This window comes from Deefgea tanakiae, from assembly GCF_019665765.1.
In the GTDB taxonomy this organism is placed as follows: domain Bacteria; phylum Pseudomonadota; class Gammaproteobacteria; order Burkholderiales; family Chitinibacteraceae; genus Deefgea; species Deefgea tanakiae.
This window is the reverse complement of the sequence record NZ_CP081150.1, coordinates 1567025-1586368: the sequence shown is the minus strand read 5'-3', so window position 1 is coordinate 1586368 and position 19344 is coordinate 1567025. Positions and strand designations below refer to the sequence as shown.

The 19344-nt window shown below is 47.9% G+C and carries 14 protein-coding genes; 13 read left to right on the top strand and 1 reads right to left on the bottom strand.

Going from position 1 to position 19344, the window contains the following annotated elements; genetic code table 11:
• Positions 1-87: 87 nt before the first annotated feature.
• Positions 88-765 (bottom strand): glycerophosphodiester phosphodiesterase, encoded by a 678-nt coding sequence (locus K4H28_RS07440; protein ID WP_221007738.1) that lies wholly within the window; start codon positions 763-765, stop codon positions 88-90.
• Positions 766-814: 49 nt separating this feature from the next.
• Here K4H28_RS07440 and K4H28_RS07435 point away from each other — a divergent pair, with 49 nt between their 5' ends.
• The 13 genes from K4H28_RS07435 to K4H28_RS07375 all read left to right on the top strand — a co-directional run bounded on the left by K4H28_RS07435 (position 815) and on the right by K4H28_RS07375 (position 19344).
• The gene (locus K4H28_RS07435; RefSeq protein ID WP_221007737.1) at positions 815-3004 is read left to right on the top strand and encodes a patatin-like phospholipase family protein; all 2190 of its coding nucleotides are present in this window, start codon (positions 815-817) and stop codon (positions 3002-3004) included.
• 27 nt (positions 3005-3031) lie between these two features.
• Positions 3032-4711: a SulP family inorganic anion transporter gene (locus K4H28_RS07430; protein ID WP_221007736.1), complete on the top strand. Its 1680-nt coding sequence runs from the start codon at positions 3032-3034 to the stop codon at positions 4709-4711.
• Between the two features lie 73 nt (positions 4712-4784).
• Positions 4785-5942, top strand: a complete 1158-nt coding sequence (gene apbC, locus K4H28_RS07425) for an iron-sulfur cluster carrier protein ApbC (protein ID WP_221007735.1) — start codon at positions 4785-4787, stop codon at positions 5940-5942.
• A 5-nt stretch (positions 5943-5947) separates the two neighbouring features.
• Positions 5948-9436 (top strand): chromosome segregation protein SMC, encoded by a 3489-nt coding sequence (gene smc, locus K4H28_RS07420; RefSeq protein WP_221007734.1) that lies wholly within the window; start codon positions 5948-5950, stop codon positions 9434-9436.
• 215 nt (positions 9437-9651) lie between these two features.
• Positions 9652-10953: a cell division protein ZipA C-terminal FtsZ-binding domain-containing protein gene (locus K4H28_RS07415; RefSeq protein ID WP_221007733.1), complete on the top strand. Its 1302-nt coding sequence runs from the start codon at positions 9652-9654 to the stop codon at positions 10951-10953.
• A 71-nt stretch (positions 10954-11024) separates the two neighbouring features.
• On the top strand, positions 11025-13433 hold the full coding sequence (gene ligA, locus K4H28_RS07410; protein WP_221007732.1) for an NAD-dependent DNA ligase LigA: 2409 nt from the start codon (positions 11025-11027) through the stop codon (positions 13431-13433).
• 408 nt (positions 13434-13841) lie between these two features.
• Positions 13842-14720 (top strand): UTP--glucose-1-phosphate uridylyltransferase GalU, encoded by an 879-nt coding sequence (galU, locus tag K4H28_RS07405; RefSeq protein ID WP_221007982.1) that lies wholly within the window; start codon positions 13842-13844, stop codon positions 14718-14720.
• 120 nt (positions 14721-14840) lie between these two features.
• Positions 14841-15614, top strand: coding sequence for a glucose-1-phosphate cytidylyltransferase (rfbF, locus tag K4H28_RS07400; RefSeq protein ID WP_221007731.1), 774 nt, complete (start codon positions 14841-14843; stop codon positions 15612-15614).
• On the top strand, positions 15614-16732 hold the full coding sequence (gene rfbG / locus K4H28_RS07395; protein WP_221007730.1) for a CDP-glucose 4,6-dehydratase: 1119 nt from the start codon (positions 15614-15616) through the stop codon (positions 16730-16732). Before rfbF ends, rfbG begins: the two co-directional genes overlap by 1 nt.
• Before the next feature lie 19 nt (positions 16733-16751).
• Complete coding sequence (locus K4H28_RS07390) at positions 16752-17315, top strand: dTDP-4-dehydrorhamnose 3,5-epimerase family protein (protein ID WP_221007729.1); 564 nt, start codon at positions 16752-16754, stop codon at positions 17313-17315.
• On the top strand, positions 17312-17800 hold the full coding sequence (locus tag K4H28_RS07385; protein WP_221007728.1) for an acyltransferase: 489 nt from the start codon (positions 17312-17314) through the stop codon (positions 17798-17800). Before K4H28_RS07390 ends, K4H28_RS07385 begins: the two co-directional genes overlap by 4 nt.
• Entirely contained in the window at positions 17797-18591 is a 795-nt protein-coding gene (locus K4H28_RS07380; RefSeq protein ID WP_221007727.1) for an NAD-dependent epimerase/dehydratase family protein, read from the top strand. Before K4H28_RS07385 ends, K4H28_RS07380 begins: the two co-directional genes overlap by 4 nt.
• Positions 18592-19344, top strand: coding sequence for a TylF/MycF/NovP-related O-methyltransferase (locus K4H28_RS07375; RefSeq protein WP_221007726.1), 753 nt, complete (start codon positions 18592-18594; stop codon positions 19342-19344).

The window sequence follows — 19344 nt, the reverse complement described above, 5'->3', positions numbered from 1 at the left end:
GTGAAACGCATAAAATCTTGATGTGCATGGTTTTTTTGCGGCATAGGGAGGGGGTTTTTTAGGGGGTTTTTAGTTGATGCCGGTTGTTTAAGTGCTTAGTGGCGGTTTACTGGCTAAGCCGACCATGCTGGGATAATCGGTGATTAGGCCATCTATACCAAATTCGCTACACCATTGATGCTCATTTTGATTCGCTGCTCCATATACGTAGTGCGAAAATCCGAGCTGCCGCGTTTCTAATAAAAAGTCAGGGTCCAGAATATCAAAATCCCATACTAAGGTGCGCAAGCGTGGATTGTGAATTGTACCTTCTAACAGGGTATTGACTGAAAGTGGACGATGGGAAAGCAGTAGTGCGCAATACACATCTAGGGTATTAGCTGCTTCAAAGACTAGCGGATGACAAAATGAGGATAGCAAAATCGGTGTTTTATGCTGAACACTCGATATGTAAGCCATCACGCTGGGCATACACGCAGGTGTTTTTAGCTCGACATTCCAAAAAGCAGCCGGAAATGCCTCTAATGCTTCACTCAAGGTCGGTACGATATAGCCTGCTTGATGCGATAATTCTCTACGTGTTAAGCCCGCTACCGCTTGCCCTGTTGGGCTGAGTCTATCGTGATACAAAATGGCTTCACCATCAGCGGAAAGTCTCACGTCCGTTTCAAGCCCATCAAATCCAACACTGAGGGCGGCAGCAAACGCAGCAATCGTGTTTTCTGGATGTTGGCTGGATAAGCCACGATGAGAAAGTAAGCGCATGGCATTTGCCTCAAATTTATAGAATGACGATTAATTGTAGGATGAAAAAATGACGAGATCGAAACGTTTGCGACTTATAAAATTTGTTTTGTTCGCTTTGCCATGCTTTTTAATATCAACTCAAGCGATTGCTGAGCGACCACGCATTGGCTTGGTTTTAGGTGGTGGCGGTGCGCGTGGTTTTGCTCATGTGGGTGTACTCAAAGTCTTGGAAGAGAATCGTATTCCGATCGATTGTGTAGTGGGTACTAGTATTGGCTCCTTGGTGGGGGCGGCCTATGCGACAGGACGAACGCCTGCCGAAATGGAAGAACGAATTCAAAAGGCGGACTGGGATGATTTGTTAAGCACATCTTTGCCAAGGCAAAGCAATACATTTCGGCAAAAACAAGATTCACGTTATTCGCTCTTGGTTGAGCTTGGCTTGAGTGATAAAGGGGAGCTAAAACTGCCCGACTCAGCCATCAGCACGCAAAAAATTGGGTTTTTCCTTCGTGAACTCACATTTGCTGGCACCGTGGCTAATTTTGATCAATTAGGCATTCCTTATCGTGCCATTGCCACTGATTTTGAAACTGGCGAGATGGTGGTGCAAAAAGACGGTGACCTCGTTACGGCGATGCGTGCCAGTATGTCTGTACCTGGTGTTTTTCCTGTGGTTGAGGCAGGGGGGCGCTATTTAGTGGATGGCGGCTTAGTTCGTAATTTACCTATTGATGTAGCCCGCGATACTTGCGCTGATGTGGTGATTGCGATTGACGTTGGTTCTGCGCCGCTTAAAGCCCCCCAAATTCGAAATATCTTTTCAGTTGCCGATCAATACACTCGCTTGATGATGATTCAAAACGTTCAGCCGCAATTAGCCAGTTTGACTAAAAACGATGTTTTGATTTCTCCTGAATTTGGCGCTTTATCATCAGCGGACTTTGCGAAAGGCGCTGAATTGATCCAAATTGGTACCACGGCGGCATTGAATGCTTTGCCGCAATTAAGTCAATTCTCTGTGCCCGCCGAAGAATATGATAAATGGCTTGAGCGCCGCACAACAATGCGCTTGCAACCTAAGCAGGTGAGAGAGGTCGCCATTGATCGCGGCAATGTCGTCAATCCTGAGGTTCTCAAGAAAGTGCTCGATATTCAAATTGATGAGCCATTAAATTCAACAGAGTTTCATGAGAACTTATTGGATGTCTATGCTCGTGGCGATCACAGCCAGATTAGTTATGATTTAGGCTTGGGCACTAATGGAGATCTGGTATCTATTTTACCGATCGAGAAAAGTTGGGGCCCCAACTATCTGCGTTTTGGTCTAAGTTTTGCAACTGATTTTACGAGCTCGCATCCTTGGAATATTAGCGCACAATATCGTCGAACTTGGATTAATGATTTAGGTGCAGAATGGAAAACTATGTTGCAAATGGGGAGTTCTGCCAGCGTGAGCACAGAGTTTTATCAGCCTTTAAAGATTGACGAGTCAATTTTTATATCGACGTACTACCAGTATTTTAGAGGTCCTTTGTCGTTATGGCTTGAGGATGAAAATATAGCTGAATATACTTACAATAAATCATCGTTTGGAATTGATTTTGGATCAGTTATTTCAAATAGTGCCGAGTTAAGAGTAGGGCCTGTATTTAATAACTACTCAGGTAATCGATCTATTGGTCAAGTTGAGTTGCCAGACTTTACAAGTCATGACTATGGTATTCGATTTAATTTATTTTATGATAATTTAGATAATTTCTTCTTCCCTAAAAATGGTATGTCATTAAATGCATATGGTTATTATGCTTTAGGCGTCGGAAATCAAATGGAAGACTATGGAATTTATGGCGTTGTGTATCGACATGCCATTCCTGTCGGTAAGGACTCGGTGGTTTTCAAACTAAAAGCACAGGATACTTATAATACGCCGCCTTTATTCTCTGATGTGAAATGGCTAGGCGGTTTCCTTAATTTGTCGAGTTACAATTATCAGCAAATGGTTGGTGATAAGTTTATTTTTGGTTCTGCGCAATATCTTAAATCAATTGACTTATTGTCAGGCAGTTATATTGGTACTGCGCTGGAGTTTGGTCGTGTTTATGATCAACTGACTTCAAGTGTTGATGATGGCTGGCATTACTCTGGTGCTGTTTACTTGGCTTACGACAGCTATTTAGGTCCTTTATATTTGGGCGCTGCTTATGGCGATAATCGTCAGGCACGTTTTTATATGATGTTGGGTAAGCAATTCTAAGCGGGGGCGAATATTTTCATCTCTATCGTGGCTTGGTGGCGTGATTTAACACGCCATTGGCGAGTGGATTGCGCTGCGGCTTTGTCGGTCGCCGTGCTGTCTATCCCTGCTGTGATTGCTTATGCCGAATTGATCGGTTTGCCTGCGCATGCTGGATTGCTGGCCGCGATTGCAGGGATGTTGGCCTATGGCTTAATGAGGGCATCCAAGCAAGTGATTGTTGGCCCCGACGCCGCCATCGCTTTGTTGATCGCGGGTGGTCTTGCTCCACTAGCAGGGGGTAATGTTATCCAAGCATTGGCACTTGCTGCTTTGCTGGCGATACTGGTCGGTTTAGTGATGGTTCTGGCGGCGCTGGCTCGGTTGGGCGTATTGGCTGATTTTTTATCAAAACCAGTGTTGGTTGGTTTTTTGCAGGGTGCGTCGGTGATTTTGATCGGCACGCAAATCGGTAAATTATTTGGCGTGTCGCTCAGAGAAGAGAGCTTTCCGCCGCGAATGCTGGAATTGATGCTGCAATTAGGGCAAACGCATTGGCCTACATTCTGTTTAGGTCTGTTTTTCCTCATGCTGTATGCGCTACTAAATCGTTGGCGACCGCAGTGGCCGATTACAGTTATTTTGTTTGCTTTGGTCATTACGGCTGATTTTTTTCTCGATTTAGCGCGTTTTGGAATTGTCATGGTCAGCGCGCCCAGTGCCGATGCATTGGCGCCACATTGGCCTACTTTTAGCCTCTCTGCCATTGCTGCACTGTTGCCAACCGCCGTGGGTATTACGATGTTGGCCATGCCAGAAGGTATTTTGCTGGCGCGTGCTTTTGCCCAGCGCCATGGTGAGCAAATTGATGCCAACCGTGAAATTATGGCGCTGGGTGCTGCTAATATCGCCGCTGGCTTTGCCGGTGGCTTTGCGATTGGCGCCAGTCAGTCCAGAACGACAATCAATGATGCTTCTGGTGCACAAGGCCCACTGGCCGGCTTATTGGCTGCGCTGCTTTTATTGTTATTCCTGTTTGTTCTTTCCGATTTGCTCAATCATTTACCCGTCGTCATCGTGGCGGCTTTGTTAATTCGAGCAGGCGCGCAGTTGATCGACTTGCCCGCCCTGCGCGATTTGTGGCGTTTAGATGCTTTGTCGGGGTGGTTTGCTATTGCGACTGCCGTTGGTGTAGTGCTGGTTGGGGTATTGCCAGGTATTTTGCTGGGTATCTTACTGTCTCTACTGCACTTGATTCGGATGTTTTCCAATCCCGCTGATGCCATATTGCGACGAACAAGGACTGGGTATCATGATGTGGGTCATGATAAAAAAAGCCTGCAGGACTATACGCATGAAGATGTGTTGGTCTATCGTTTTTATGCCCCATTGATGTTTGTGAATGCCAGCTACTTTGTGACTCGAATTCGCGATTTGGTGCAGGATTGTCCGAATTTGAAATGTTTAATTATTGATGCGCAAGCGATTGTGAAATTAGATGTCAGTGCGGCTGAGCAGTTGCAGGCCTTGATGACCGAACTTGAGTGGCAGCGCATCAGCATCAAGTGGGCGCGTTGTAATCGACCATTGCGGCATGATTTAGCGCGATTTGGCATTACCGCGATGATGGGCGAAGAAGCAATCTATACCCATTTAGATGATGCTGTTGCTTCTTACCATTGGCGAAGTGCTGCGCATTTAGGTGGCGATGAAGATGATGCTGCTTGAAAAACGACAATTAAGTCGCATCTGCTAATGGCTTTGCAGCTTATGCATTGTCGACACTGAGAATTGAAGCCCCATGAAATTTATCGATCGTTTGCTCGGCCGTAACGCCGCAGCCCCTAGCCAAGGAAATTCCGCCGTGAGTGAATCCCAACTCGACTTATTACGCCAAACACTTGCGACACTCATTGATCCAGATACGGGCAAAGATTATATCGCCGCTAAATGCGTGAAAAATCTGCAATGGCAGGATGGCGCGGTGAGCTTGGATTTAGTCTTGGGTTATCCAGCGCAAAGCCAATTTGCTGCACGCCAGAGTCAGGTCGTGACGGCTTTGTCTGCGCTAGAAGGGGTTGATTCAGTACAGGTTAAGGTGAGCAGCCAAATCACGGCGCATGCCGTTGCACGTGGCTTGCCATTGCAAAGTGGCATTAAAAACATCATCGCTGTGGCTTCGGGCAAAGGTGGTGTGGGCAAGTCGACGACTTCGGTCAATCTCGCTTTGGCCTTGGCGGCTGAGGGCGCGCGAGTGGGTTTGCTGGATGCTGATATCTACGGCCCAAGCTTGCCAACGATGATGGGTGTGGCTGAGCAGCACCCGGAAACGACAGAAAATAAATATATCAAACCGATTGAACACTACGGCGTACAAGTGATGTCGATTGGCTTCTTGATCGACCCTGAGCAGCCGATGGTGTGGCGTGGCCCGATGGTCACGCAAGCGTTGACGCAGCTTTTGAACGATACGCGTTGGGATAATTTAGATTATTTAGTCATCGATTTGCCGCCAGGCACCGGTGATATTCAGTTGACTTTATCGCAAAAAGTACCGGTCACGGGCGCGGTGATTGTGACAACGCCACAAGACATCGCACTACTTGATGCTCGTAAAGGCTTAAAAATGTTTGAAAAAGTCGGCGTGCCGATTTTAGGTATTGTCGAAAATATGAGTATGCATGTCTGCAGCAATTGCGGCCATATGGAACCAATTTTTGGAGAGGGCGGCGGTGAAAAAATGGGGCAAGAATACGGCACGGAATTGCTGGGTAAATTGCCTTTGGATTTGTCGATTCGTCTGAATGCCGATTCTGGCAAACCCACTGTAGCCAATGATCCAGATGGTGAAATCGCAGGCTTGTACAAAGCGATTGCCCGCAAGGTTGCCGTCAAGATCGCCGCAAAATCACAAGATTTCTCGAGTAAATTTCCGAAAATCGTTATTCAAAATACTTAACTGCAGTGCGACTTACCCACATCAAATTAGCGGGCTTTAAATCCTTCGTCGATCCGACAACCATTCCCGTGCCTGGTAATTTAGTCGCGGTTTGCGGTCCGAATGGTTGCGGCAAGTCGAATGTGATTGATGCTGTGCGCTGGGTGTTGGGCGAGTCGTCGGCTAAGCAATTGCGCGGCGAGTCGATGCAGGATGTGATTTTTAATGGCTCGACCACACGCAAATCAGTGAGCCGAGCCGCGGTTGAGTTGGTGTTTGATAATCACGCCGGTTTGGCCGCCGGTGCTTGGAGTAGTTACGCCGAAATCAGCATCAAGCGCGTGTTGACTCGGCAGGGTGATTCATCCTATTTCATCAATAATCAGGCGGTTCGCCGCCGCGATATTACTGATTTATTCTTGGGGACAGGGGTCGGTAAATCGGGCTATGCGATTATTGAGCAAGGCATGATTGGCCGAATTATCGAAGCTAAACCCGAAGAGTTGCGGCATTTTCTGGAAGAAGCCGCCGGCGTTTCCAAATACAAAGAGCGCCGCCGCGAAACTGAGCATCGTATCGCCGATACTCGCGACAATCTCTCCCGTGTGGCTGATATTCAGCTTGAGTTGCAAGGCCAAATTGATCGCCTCAGTAGCCAAGCGGGTGTTGCGCAGCACTATCAAGCTTTGCAAAATCAAATTATTGAAAAAGAGCAGCTCTTAACGCTGCAGCGCAAACTCGATGCCAGTAAAGACGCCGAAGCGGCTAAATTAAATCTTTTGCAGGCACAAACAGCGCTCGATGCCGCTTTGGCAGGCGTGCGTGAGTCAGAAGCGCAGTTAGAAGTGCTGCGCGAAACGCATTTTGGAGCCAGCGATGCACTGCATGCTGCGCAAGGCGAGTTGTATGCCGCCAATGCTGAAGTGGCCAAGATGGAGCAAACGCTGCTGCATCTGAAGCAAAGCCGTGAGCGATTGTCGTCGCAAATTAATCAGTGCGAGCAAGACGGTGCGAAGCTTGTTGCGGCGAAAGCTCAGATTGCGGCTGATTTGGATTTGTCTTCCGCGCAATTGAATGATTTAAGTTTTGCACTGGAAGAAGCCAATCTTAAAGTTGAAGAAGCCAGTTTAGCGCTGCCCGATCAAGAGCAAGCCATGCTCGCCGCCGAAGCCGTGTGGCAGGCGCTGCGTGATCGACTTAATGAAGCAAGTAATCAACAAAAATTACTTGAGCAACAAATGCAATTTGCAACTCGCAATCGTCAATCTTTGTCGTATCGGCAAGCTCAACTCACCGCTGAGTTACAGCGACTTGCTCCTGCCGCGCAAGAAAATGACTTGGCCGAGCAAATCGCGGATGCGCAATATGAACTGGCCGAGCTTGAATTGCAGTACGAGGATTGCTCTGCTCAGTTGCTGGAATCGAAACACAGTCGTGAAACTGCCAGACAAACCCAGCAGCAGCTGCAGAACGAACTGGTGCAACTTGATGCGCGCGAAGCTGCTTTGCTGGACGTGTTGTCTGAAAAAGAAAATCCTGAAGAGTTACAAGCTTGGTTACGTGCCGAAGGCTTGTGCGATATACCAAGATTGATTGATGGTATATGCGTTGAAGCAGGGTGGGAGTTGGCGGTGGAGGCAATACTAGGGCTTCGATTGCAGGGTTTCCTTGCTAGTTCGCCTCAGTCAATTCCGCCGAGTCAGGTTTTTATCGCCAATGGCTTGAGCTCAATCGGTGGTGTTCCCGCAAAAATGCCTGCAAATAGCCTGCTGGAAAAAATCAGTCAGAGCAGCCTCGAGTTGCTGCAGGGGCTAGCGGGACTGCTTGCCTCTGTTGTGTGTGTTGACGATGTGGCTCAGTTGTTACCGATGCAAGCGCAACTTGCCGAGGGTTTGTGCTTGGTCACTCAGCAAGGGCATATTGCGACTCGGCACACGGTGTTTTTCTTTGCTGCGCAAAGTAATGAGAGCGGTCGTTTGGCGCGGCAAGCAGAGTTACGCAATATTCAAAGTCAATTAGCTTTATTGCGACCGCGCTATGCCACGGCGCAAGCTGAATTGCTTGAGGTCGAGTCACAACATTCTTCGGTTCAACAGCGTTTACAGACTATTCAAGATCAATTGCAGCACCGAAAACAAACTGTACAGCAACTCGAAAATCGATTGCTGCGCCAACATGATATGGCACAGCAATCGGCCTTGCGCCATGTAGCAATCAGCGCCGAGTTGGCAGAGATCGAGCAGCAAAATTCTGAAGAGACGATATTACTTGAGCAACTAACACTGCAATTGGCCGATTTGCAACAGAGTGCCTCTGCCTTGCAAGCCGAAGAGAGAAGTACACGCACCGCACGTGAAAGTATGCAGCAGTCGCAAAGTCTGCATAGCTTGCAAGTACGAGAAATGGAGCGGGCCGCGCAAGCGGCGGCGTTTGCTTTGCAAAGCAATGAGCAAAAAATTCGTAGTTTGCAGCAGCGCCAACAAGAAAATCTAGGGCTGTTAAGCCAGCAAAGCGAGCGTATGGCACTGCTGATGCAGGAGCGCGAGTCTCTCGTTGAGCCTGATTTTGACGATCAATTTCAAGCTGCGATTGGCACACGCGCCGAAAAAGAGCAATTGCTCGCTGCGGCTCGCGATGCGCTCAATCAATTTACTCAAGCCTTGCGTGAGCAAGAAACGAGCAAGCAGGCTGCTGAGCAGGGTTTGGATGCACAGCGCGAAGCCGTTAATCAAATGCGTCTCTTAGAGCAAGAAGCAAGGCTGAATTTAGAGCGATTTACTGCTGAACTGCTAGAAATGGCAGTTGATGAAGCGGGATTATTACCACTTTTAGGTCGTAGTGTGAAAACGCTAGCGGCAGACATTGCGCGTTTGAATCAGCAACTGACTGGCTTAGGGTCCGTTAATTTAGCGGCGATGGAAGAGCTTGCCGCCAGCCAAGAGCGGCAAGGCTATTTGGCCGCCCAAGCCGCGGATTTAGAGCAAGCGATGACGACACTGGCGTCAGCGATTGCGCGGATTGATAAAGAAACGCGTCATTTGCTGCAAGCAACGTATGACACGGTGAATGCAAATCTACAGGAGCTGTTTCCAGCTTTGTTCGGTGGCGGGCATGCCGAATTGATTTTAACGGGTGACGAGATTTTGGATGCTGGCATGAGCATCATGGCGCAGCCACCGGGTAAGAAAAATGCAACCATTCACCTCTTGTCAGGCGGCGAAAAAGCACTGACAGCATTAAGTCTGGTATTCTCTCTCTTTAAGCTCAACCCTGCGCCGTTTTGCCTGTTGGATGAGGTGGATGCGCCCTTGGATGATGCCAATACGCTACGTTTTTGTGAATTAGTGAAGAAAATGGCGCAATACACGCAATTTTTGTACATTAGCCACAACAAGTTGACGATGGAAATGGCGCAGCAATTGGTCGGCGTCACGATGCAAGAGCAGGGTGTGTCGCGGATTGTGGCAGTAGATATTGAGCAAGCGCTGAAAATGCGTGAGCCAGAATCGATTTAGGTGCTTTGCTTTTAGATAAGTAAAGGTGCAAAAGTTTTCACGCAAGGCACAACGCCGAAGATAGTACGAATAGTACGGCGATGCGCGGCAACGAAGTGTGGAAACTTTTGTCGTACTTCTTCGGCAGGATGCAGAATATAATAAACGCGTAAATGATTACGCCCCCATAATTAACGCGTAATAGATTACGCTTTTGTTGAGACATAGATAAAACAATGACTGAGCTGCAGATTTATTCCTTAGTCGGAGCCGGTGGCTTTGTGGCTGCTGTGTATGGATTCAATTGGTGGCAAGAGTACCGCTATCGCAAGCAAGCCAACAAAGCCTTTGCCCGCAATCAACCCGATGCCTTGCTCAATACCCCTAAAAACATGGTGCGCAAAGGCGACGGTCAGCGCTTAGAGCCTATTTTAGAGCCGACGGCAGCTCCTGAAAGTGCCGCGCAGTACGATGAAGCGCGCCTTGATCGTGCCGAATATGATGTACCGGAACTCAGTGACGCGCATTTGCAGGCTGCTCAACAGAGTCAACTCAATGATGATATACCGGACGACATGCCAGATATGCCGCCAGCCTATCGCTCGACGTATACCCCTAAGATCATTGAAGATAGTGAGCCAGCGTTCGATACTGAGCCAGAGTATGTCGCTGCGGCAGAACAAGCTGCGATTGAGCCCACTTTCAAGCCGGCACCTGTGCAAGCTGATGTGAACGACGAAGTTGTACTCGCTGGCAGTTTGCTTGATCCTTCTTTGGATTTTATCGCCGAATTGCATGCACCTGAACCGATTTCTGCTGCGGATATCCCACCGTTTCCTGCGACAAAACGGGTACAGGTTTTGGGTTTAAACCAAAACAGACAGTGGGAAATGCTCAATAGCACCACGCGTGGTCGCTTTAAAGAGCTGCGTATTGGCCTGCAAATGGCCGACCGCCAAGGTGCTTTAACACCAGAAAACTTAAATGCATTCTGCATGGGCGTGCAGCAGTTTAGTGATGATTTAGATGCATCGGTCACTTTTCCGCAAAAATCAGCCAAACTTAATTTAGCCAAAGAATTGGACGAATTCTGTGCCTCGGTTGATGTGCTGATTGGTTTGAATATTCCAGCTGGTGCGCGACCATTGCCGATGGAAAAAGTACGTGTACTGGCCGAGCAAGCGGGCATGGTTCGTCATCATGCTGATGGCACATTTCAATATCGCAGCGATTCAGGCAAGACACTGTTCGTGCTCGCCAATCAAGATCAAAGCCCGTTGATGTCGACGTCGCAAGGTTTGACTTTATTGTTCGACGTGCCACGTGTTGCTGGTGGCTTAGCGGTGTTTGATTATTTGGCTGATTTTGCGCAAAACTTAGCTACCGCGCTTCATTGCGAGTTGGTGGACGATAATTATAAGCCACTCAATGCCGCCAGCTTGGCCAATATTCGTAAACAGCTCGCGGGGCTGTATGCCGATATGGACGACCGAGGTATCGCGCCAGGCTCGGTAGCTGCGCTACGCCTATTTGCTTAAGTGATTCATTGCATCATTAGAAACACGCAGCGCCGCTCATCAGAAGCGGCGTTTGTTATTGGAAGAATAAAATGTCAGATTTAAGCTCTCGCGCAGAAACGTTGCGCCGCACGTTGAATCGTTACGCGCATGAATACTATGTGCTGGATGCGCCAAGCGTGCCCGATGCGGAATACGACCGCTTGTTCCAAGAATTGCAGGCGATTGAATTGGCGCATCCTGAACTACGCACGGCCGATTCGCCGACCTTGCGCGTGGGTGGCCAGCCTTTGCCGCAATTTGCGCCCGTGACGCATGTGATTCCGATGTTGTCGATTCGTACAGAAACCGACGTGAGCGAGCAGGGTGCTTTGGCGTTTGACGCGAGTGTGCGAAAAGAGTTGGAGTTAAGCGACTCCGACTCTGCGGTTGAATATGCCGCAGAATTGAAGTTTGATGGTTTGGCGATCAGCTTGCGCTACGAAGACGGCGTGTTGGTTCAAGCGGCAACGCGCGGCGATGGTGCGACGGGCGAGGATGTGACGCAAAATATTCGCACCATCAAGCAAATTCCGCTGCGTTTGCGTGAATCAGAGGGCGGCGCTGCGGTAATTCCTAAAGTACTCGAAGTGCGCGGCGAAGTGTATATGCGCCGTGATGATTTTGAAAAACTCAATGCACGCCAGCGCGAGCTGGGTGAAAAAACTTTTGTGAATCCTCGCAATACCGCGGCGGGTGCTGTGCGGCAGCTTGATCCTAAAATCGCAGCCGAGCGACCACTTTCTTTTTATGGGTATGGGCTTGGTGCTATTGAAGGCTGGGTGCTACAGCCCGATACGCACAGTAGTGTTTTAAACGCTTTGACTGAATTTGGTTTTCCAGTCTGCGATATTCGTGAGGTGGTGCAGGGCGGTGCAGGTTTAGTTGCCTATCACGCGCGTGTCGCCGTGTTGCGCGATGACTTGCCATTTGATATCGACGGCGTGGTGTACAAGGTGAACTCAATCGGCTTGCAGCGTCAGTTAGGCTTTCGCACGCGCGAGCCGCGCTGGGCAGTGGCGCAAAAGTTTACAGCGGAAGAGGTGTTAACTACGATCGAAGCAATCGATATTCAGGTCGGCCGCACGGGCGCATTAACGCCAGTGGCGCGGCTGGCGCCAGTGTTTGTCGGTGGTGTAACCGTCACCAATGCCACGCTGCATAATCAAGATGAAATTGAGCGCAAAGACATTCGTTTGGGTGACACGGTGGTGGTGCGCCGCGCGGGTGATGTGATTCCTGAGGTGGTGTCAGTCGTATTGGATAAACGCCCGATGATCGATGTATTAGGTGCTGACCTTTTTGATGTAAAGCATGTCGAGCAATACCCCGCATATCGTTTGCCTACGCAGTGCCCTGTGTGTGGCTCGCACGCGGTGCGAGAAGTGGGTGAAGCAGTCACGCGATGCACTGGCGGGCTAATTTGCGCTGCGCAACGTAAAGAAGCGGTACGGCATTTTGCCTCGCGCCGCATGATGGATATTGATGGCTTGGGCGAGCGCTATATCGATAACTTGGTTGATTTGGGTTATGTGAATAGCCTGGCTGACCTATACCGTTTGACGCTGGATGATTTTCTAGAAATGAAACGCCGAGCGGATGACCGCGACGGCGCAACGCCAGAAAGCGTCAAAGCGGGTCAAGTGACAACCAAGTGGGCAGAAAACCTGTTGGTGGGTATTGAGGCGAGTAAGCAACCACCATTGGCGCGATTCATATTCGCGCTCGGGATTCGGCATGTGGGCGAATCCACCGCGAAAACCTTGGCTGATTGGCTAGGTAGCTTAGAGCGAATTCGCCACGCGCCCGCGCCGCTATTACGTTTATTGCCCGATATTGGCAGCACGGTGGCTAACTCATTGGCTGAATTCTTGGCTGAACCCCACAATCAGCAAGTGATTGATGACTTTTTGGCCTTGGGCGTTACGCCGCAAGGCGAGCATGTCCCTAATCCTGCCTTGCGTGAGAAACTGACACTGGGTGCATTATTGGCCGCGTTAGAAATCCCAAAACTGAGTGCTGCCCGTTGTAATGCTTTGGTCGTCTCAAATAGTAGCTTGGCCGAATTATCTTCATTTAGCCTTGGGCGTTTGCAAGATGCAGGTCTGTCCAAAGACATCGCGCAATCGTTTTTCGATTGGCTGACCACGCCCGCGGCAGAGGTCTTGTTGCAGCTTGATACGTTGCGCACCGATTTGCTGGCCGCATTGCCCGCCGCAGAGGCCGTACCGCAGGGCGTGTTGAGTGGCAGAACGCTGGTTTTGACGGGCACATTGCCCACATTGAGTCGAGACGATGCCAAAGCCATGATCGAAGCGGCTGGCGGCAAAGTTTCTGGCAGCGTATCGAAAAAAACCGATTTTGTGGTTGCGGGCGAGGCGGCAGGATCGAAATTGCAAAAAGCTGAAGAGCTGGGAGTGAAGGTTTTGAGTGAAGAAGATCTAATTCAATTACTGGGTTGATGGGTATTGGTCTGTATTCATTGTTTATGATGATTTACATGAATATACCTTATGATTGTTATCTGCCGAACTGTGCTGTATTCAGATATTTAATATTCTGTGACAAGCGTGGATTGAAATAGCGGAGTGGCTAGATAGTATAGGGTGGTGTTTAAATTATTGAACATTGTTTCAATGAAATTAATCGTTGACTTTGCTGTTTAAATGATTAAACATAACGCCATGCGTAAGTCTGAAGCCCTAAAAATTTTTGGTTCACAAGCCCGCCTTGCGGACGCCCTCGGCCTTGGCCGCTCGGCGGTGTCGCAATGGCCGGATGAATTGAACCTCAAACAATCCGATCAAGTTCTGGGTGCCGCACTGCGCCTTGGCCTACTCACACACAGTCAAACTCAATCAGGAAATCCCATGCAAAAAATTCGCAAAGCCGTTTTCCCCGTTGCCGGTATGGGGACGCGTTTCTTGCCTGCTACCAAGGCCAGCCCAAAAGAAATGATGTCGATTGTCGACAAACCGTTGATTCAATACGCGGTGGAAGAGGCTCTGGCTGCGGGCATTACCGAGATGATTTTCATCACCGGCCGCCATAAACGCAGTATCGAAGACCATTTTGATAAAGCGGGCGAGTTGGAAGCGGATTTGGAAGCAAAGCAAAAAACTAAATTGCTGGAAATTTTGCGTGGCATTATTCCTAAATCAGTAACGTGCATTTATATCCGCCAGCCAGAAGCCTTGGGTTTGGGGCATGCGGTACTGTGCGCTAAACCGGTAGTGGGCGACGAGCCATTTGCGGTGATTTTGGCCGATGACTTGATCGACGGTAACGGCGTTTCTGAAATGAAACGCATGGTGGACGTGTTTGATGACACGCATTGCTCGGTGCTCGGCGTTGAAGAAGTGGCTGTTGAGGAAACAGGTAGCTACGGTATTGTTGAAGTTGCTGAAAACGCGGGTCGCTTGCGGATTAACAATATCGTCGAAAAACCAAAACCTGAAGAAGCACCTTCAAATCTAGCCGTTGTCGGTCGTTACATCTTGACGCCACGTATTTTCCATCACCTGCAGCACGTACAGCCTGGCAAGGGCGGTGAAATCCAGCTAACCGATGGTATTTTCGCGCTAATGCAAGAGCAGCACATCCTTGCACATAAATTAATAGGTACCCGTTACGACTGCGGTAGCAAAATCGGATTCTTGAAGGCGACGGTTGAATTGGGAATGAAGCACCACGAAGTGGGAGTAGAATTCTCGGCTTATCTGAAAGAGTTTTGCACTAAGCATTCATGATTTATATATAAAAGCGTTGGATTTTGAGTCAAAGGGCTTTGCCACTCTGGTAGAGCCCTTTTTTTATGCTTAGTATGTTATTAGATTTTGTCATTATCAGATGCGATAAAGGTTAAGGCAATGAAAGCTGTAATTTTGGCTGGTGGACTTGGTACCCGCATTTTGGAAGAAAGTCATCTAAAACCAAAACCCATGATTCAAATTGGCGGGCACCCGATGCTGTGGCATATTATGAAAATATATTCAGCACATGGCATTAATGATTTTATTATTTGCCTTGGTTACAAAGGATATCTAATTAAAGAGTATTTTAGTAATTACTTCCTACATATGTCTGATGTCACAATTGATATTGCAAATAATAGTATCGAAGTGCATGAACGAAAAAGTGAGCCGTGGCGAGTGACCTTGGTTGAGACGGGTGAGCATTCGATGACAGGTGGCCGATTAAAACGTGTTGCAAGATATCTTGATGAAAATGAACCATTTTGCTTTACCTATGGTGATGGTGTGGCAGATATTGATATCAGCGCTGAAATTGCTTTCCATCAACAGCACGGTAAATTAGCTACGGTCGCTGCAGTACAGCCGCCGGGTCGATATGGCGCCCTATTGCGGAGTGAAACTGGGCAAGTTTCTGGTTTTCTCGAAAAACCACAAGGCGATGGCGGCAGTATCAACGGGGGGTTTTTTGTGCTTGATAAGCGTTGTCTTGAATATATTTCTGACGATGAAACGAGTTGGGAAATGGAGCCGATGCAGCACCTATCGCAATCTGGGCAATTGATGGCATTTGATCACCTCGGTTTTTGGCAGCCGATGGATACGCTGCGCGAAAAAAATCTACTGGAATCATTATGGGATTCAGGCAAAGCACCGTGGAAGGTTTGGTAATGCTGTCTACCCACAGGGATGTATTGTCACTCGGGAATGCTGATGAATTTGCAAACGGCTCGCTCGAATTATCTTTTTACGCAGGAAAGTCAGTGTTCCTCACTGGTCACACCGGTTTTAAAGGCGGCTGGCTGACCGCTATGTTGAGGCATCTTGGTGCCAGTATTCATGGGTATGCCTTAGTGCCAGAGACCCAGTCTAATTTATTTGGAATTGCCGATATCCAATCATTCTTGTCGTCGCACACGTTGGCAGATTTGGCCGACTCGACTGCGATGCTGGCTGCAATGCGCGCGGCTCAGCCTGAAATCGTCTTTCACCTCGCAGCCCAGCCACTAGTGCGGCGCAGCTATATAGAGCCTGCGCTGACGTGGCAAACGAATGTGCAAGGTACCGTGAATCTGCTTGAGTGCGTGCGGCAATGTCCATCAGTACGTGCTGTAGTGATTATTACGACCGATAAATGTTATGAAAATCAGGAGTGGCATTGGGGCTACCGTGAGAACGACCATCTTGGTGGGCACGACCCCTATTCGGCGAGCAAAGCTGCGTGCGAATTGGTGGTGAACAGTTATCGTGCTTCTTTTTTTAATGCTTCAGGCGTGCGTATAGCCAGCGCCAGGGCTGGCAATGTAATCGGAGGTGGAGATTGGGCCGCTGATCGGCTAATCCCTGATGCTGTCCGTGCAATTGCCGTAGGGCAAATGCTTCAAATTCGTAATCCAGCTGCCAGCCGCCCATGGCAACATGTGCTCGCCCCTTTACATGGCTACTTATTGCTTGGAAAGGCACTTTTATGCGGTCAGGCTGGCGTGGATAGCTCGTTCAATTTTGGCCCGTCGCAGCAAGACAATCTGAGTGTTGTTAATGTATTAAAACGCTTGCAGGGTCATTGGCCAGAGTTGGAGCTCGCGCTGTCAACGGCAGGCGAGCAATCGCATGAATCTCAATTACTTTATTTGGATTCTAGCAAAGCGCAGCATGTATTGGGTTGGCAGTCGCGGTGGAATCTGGCGAAGAGCTTGGAGAAAACGGCGGGATGGTATCGAGCTGAGCATGCTGGCAATGAATGCATGCAGCGATATACACTTGATCAAATTGAGGAATATTTCTTATGATGAGCAAGGGAGTGCGTGAATGAGTCGCTTTATGATTAAAGATACTCAGCTGTTGGGGCTTAAGGTCATACAACGGCAGCCTATTACCGACGCTCGCGGTAATTTTTGCCGCCTATTTTGTGCCGAAGAGCTACGCACTGCGGGTTGGATTAAGCCGATTGCGCAGATAAACCACTCGAAAACTCAGGGGGTAGGTACTATTCGTGGCCTGCATTTTCAATATGCACCGCAGGGTGAAATGAAATTGGTAAGCTGCCTGCATGGTGAGGTTTGGGATGTGGCCGTTGATATTCGTCTTGAATCGCCGACATATTTGCAATGGCACGCAGAGCGTTTATCCCCAGAAAATCATACGGCACTGCTGATACCGGAAGGTTTTGCGCATGGCTTTCAGGCTTTAACGCCGCAATGCGACTTAGTTTATTGCACTTCTAACAGCTACGCTGCGGAGTTTGAAAGCGGTCTTAATCCGCAAGATGGTGCGCTAGCCATTGCTTGGCCCTTGCCCGTACAGAATTTGTCGGCAAAAGATGCCTCACACCCGTTAATTCAAGATGGCTTTAAAGGTTATTTTGCACAATGATTGAAATTCATGCTGAGGCTCGAGTTTCGCATATGGCGGATATTGAAGATTCGGTTCGCGGCAGCCGTATTTGCATTGCGGCAGGTGTGGTTATTGATAGTTTCGTAAAAATAAAACCGGCAGGTGGTACGGGCGATATTTTTGTCGGGGAAAATTCGATTATTAATTCAGGCTGTGTTTTATACACTGGCAATGGTATTTGGATTGGGCGTGACGTGGCCATTGCTGCCAATTGTACTTTTGCCCCTGTCAATCATGCTTACCAAGATAAAAAACAGCTGATTCGTCAGCAGCGATTTTTGCCTAGTAAGGGGGGGGTTCGAGTTGAAGATGACGTCTGGATTGGTGCAAATTGCGTTTTGCTGGACGGAGCAATATTGCGACAAGGTTGCGTGATTGGCGCAGGAGCGACGATACGTGGTGAGCTAGATGCTTATGGCGTTTACGTCGGTAACCCATTACGCAAAATTGGTGAGCGTAAATGAAATTTACTGTGTTGGGCGCTTCTGGTTATATCGGTCGGTCGTTATGTAAATTTTTAATGATGCAAGGGCATGAAGTATTCGCACCGTATCGTGATGACCCTAAAATTTTTACCGATGACTTGGGATATGTTGTTTATGCTATTGGATTAACTGCAGATTTTCGTTCAAAATCTTTTGAAACGGTGCAGGCCCACGTGGGAGTTTTACAGCAAGTATTGCAGTATTCACGTTTTTCTTCGCTATTGTATTTATCTTCGACACGTCTTTATTCTGGGGCGGAGTCGACACAAGAAGAAGCTGATCTTATGGTTCGGTCACAAAATCCTAGCGATCTCTACAATCTATCCAAATTGCTAGGAGAGTCATTGTGTCTTAATTCTGGACGCAGCAATGTGAGGATAGTGCGCTTATCCAATGTTATTGGCGGAGAGAATGAGGGCTCCGACTTGTTTTTTTTTAGCCTGTTGCGTGATGCGCGAGCAGGGTCGATTAAATTGCAGAGTCACCCAGATTCAGAAAAGGATTATGTCCTAATTGAAGATGCAATTGAGTTGATCTACAGAATCACAGTGCAAGGTAATTTCAATGTATATAATGTTGCCAGTGGATGCAATCTGAGTCATCGCCAACTGATTGCTATAATGAGCAAAGCATTTGGATGTAATGTTGAATTTGCCGATGGAGCTAAAGTGATTTCTTTTCCAGTAATCGATATAAACAGAATTGTTGAAGAATATTCATTTACTCCTTCAAATGTAAGTTTGTTCATAGGCAATCAGTGGGAGAAATAAATGAGTGATGTTAATAATTATTTGAGTTCTATCTTCTTCGGTGCAACTGATTTCGAAAAATTTTGCGCCGGATTGCAGATGGCTATTCATCAGATACCTCCTGCAGGTATTTATGCAGGTGATAATTTATTTACTTTCGGCAGAAATTTGGGGTTTATGAATGATGAGGCATTGATGAAGGCATATCGAACTAATGCCACAACAGCTATTGAGCAAGCATTATTATGGCGATATTCAACGATAGCCTGGGGGTTTCGCAAAGGATTACAACTTGATGGTGATTTTGTCGAGTGCGCTTGTTACAAAGGAACTACGGCAAAAATAATGTGTGATATGGTTGATTTTTCAAAGCATTCTGATCGGCATTATTACTTGTATGATTTATTTGAGCACGACTCAACAATGCCACATCATGGCATGCCTGAACATAGTCAATTGTTATTCCAGCAAACCAAGGAAAGATTCTCTCATTTTCCTAATGTAATTATAAGTAAAGGGAGAGTGCCCGAGATATTATTAGATGTATCCCCTAGAAAAATTGCTTTTATGCATATTGATCTTAATAATGCGGCTGCAGAGATAGGTGCTTTAGAACTTTTATTTGATCGCATGGTGCCAGGGGCTGTATTGATTTTGGATGACTATGGATGGCTAGCATATCGTGATCAAAAAAAAGCAGAAGATCTATGGCTCGCAGAGCGTGGCTATCATGTCCTTGAATTACCCACTGGACAGGGCTTAGTAATTAAATAG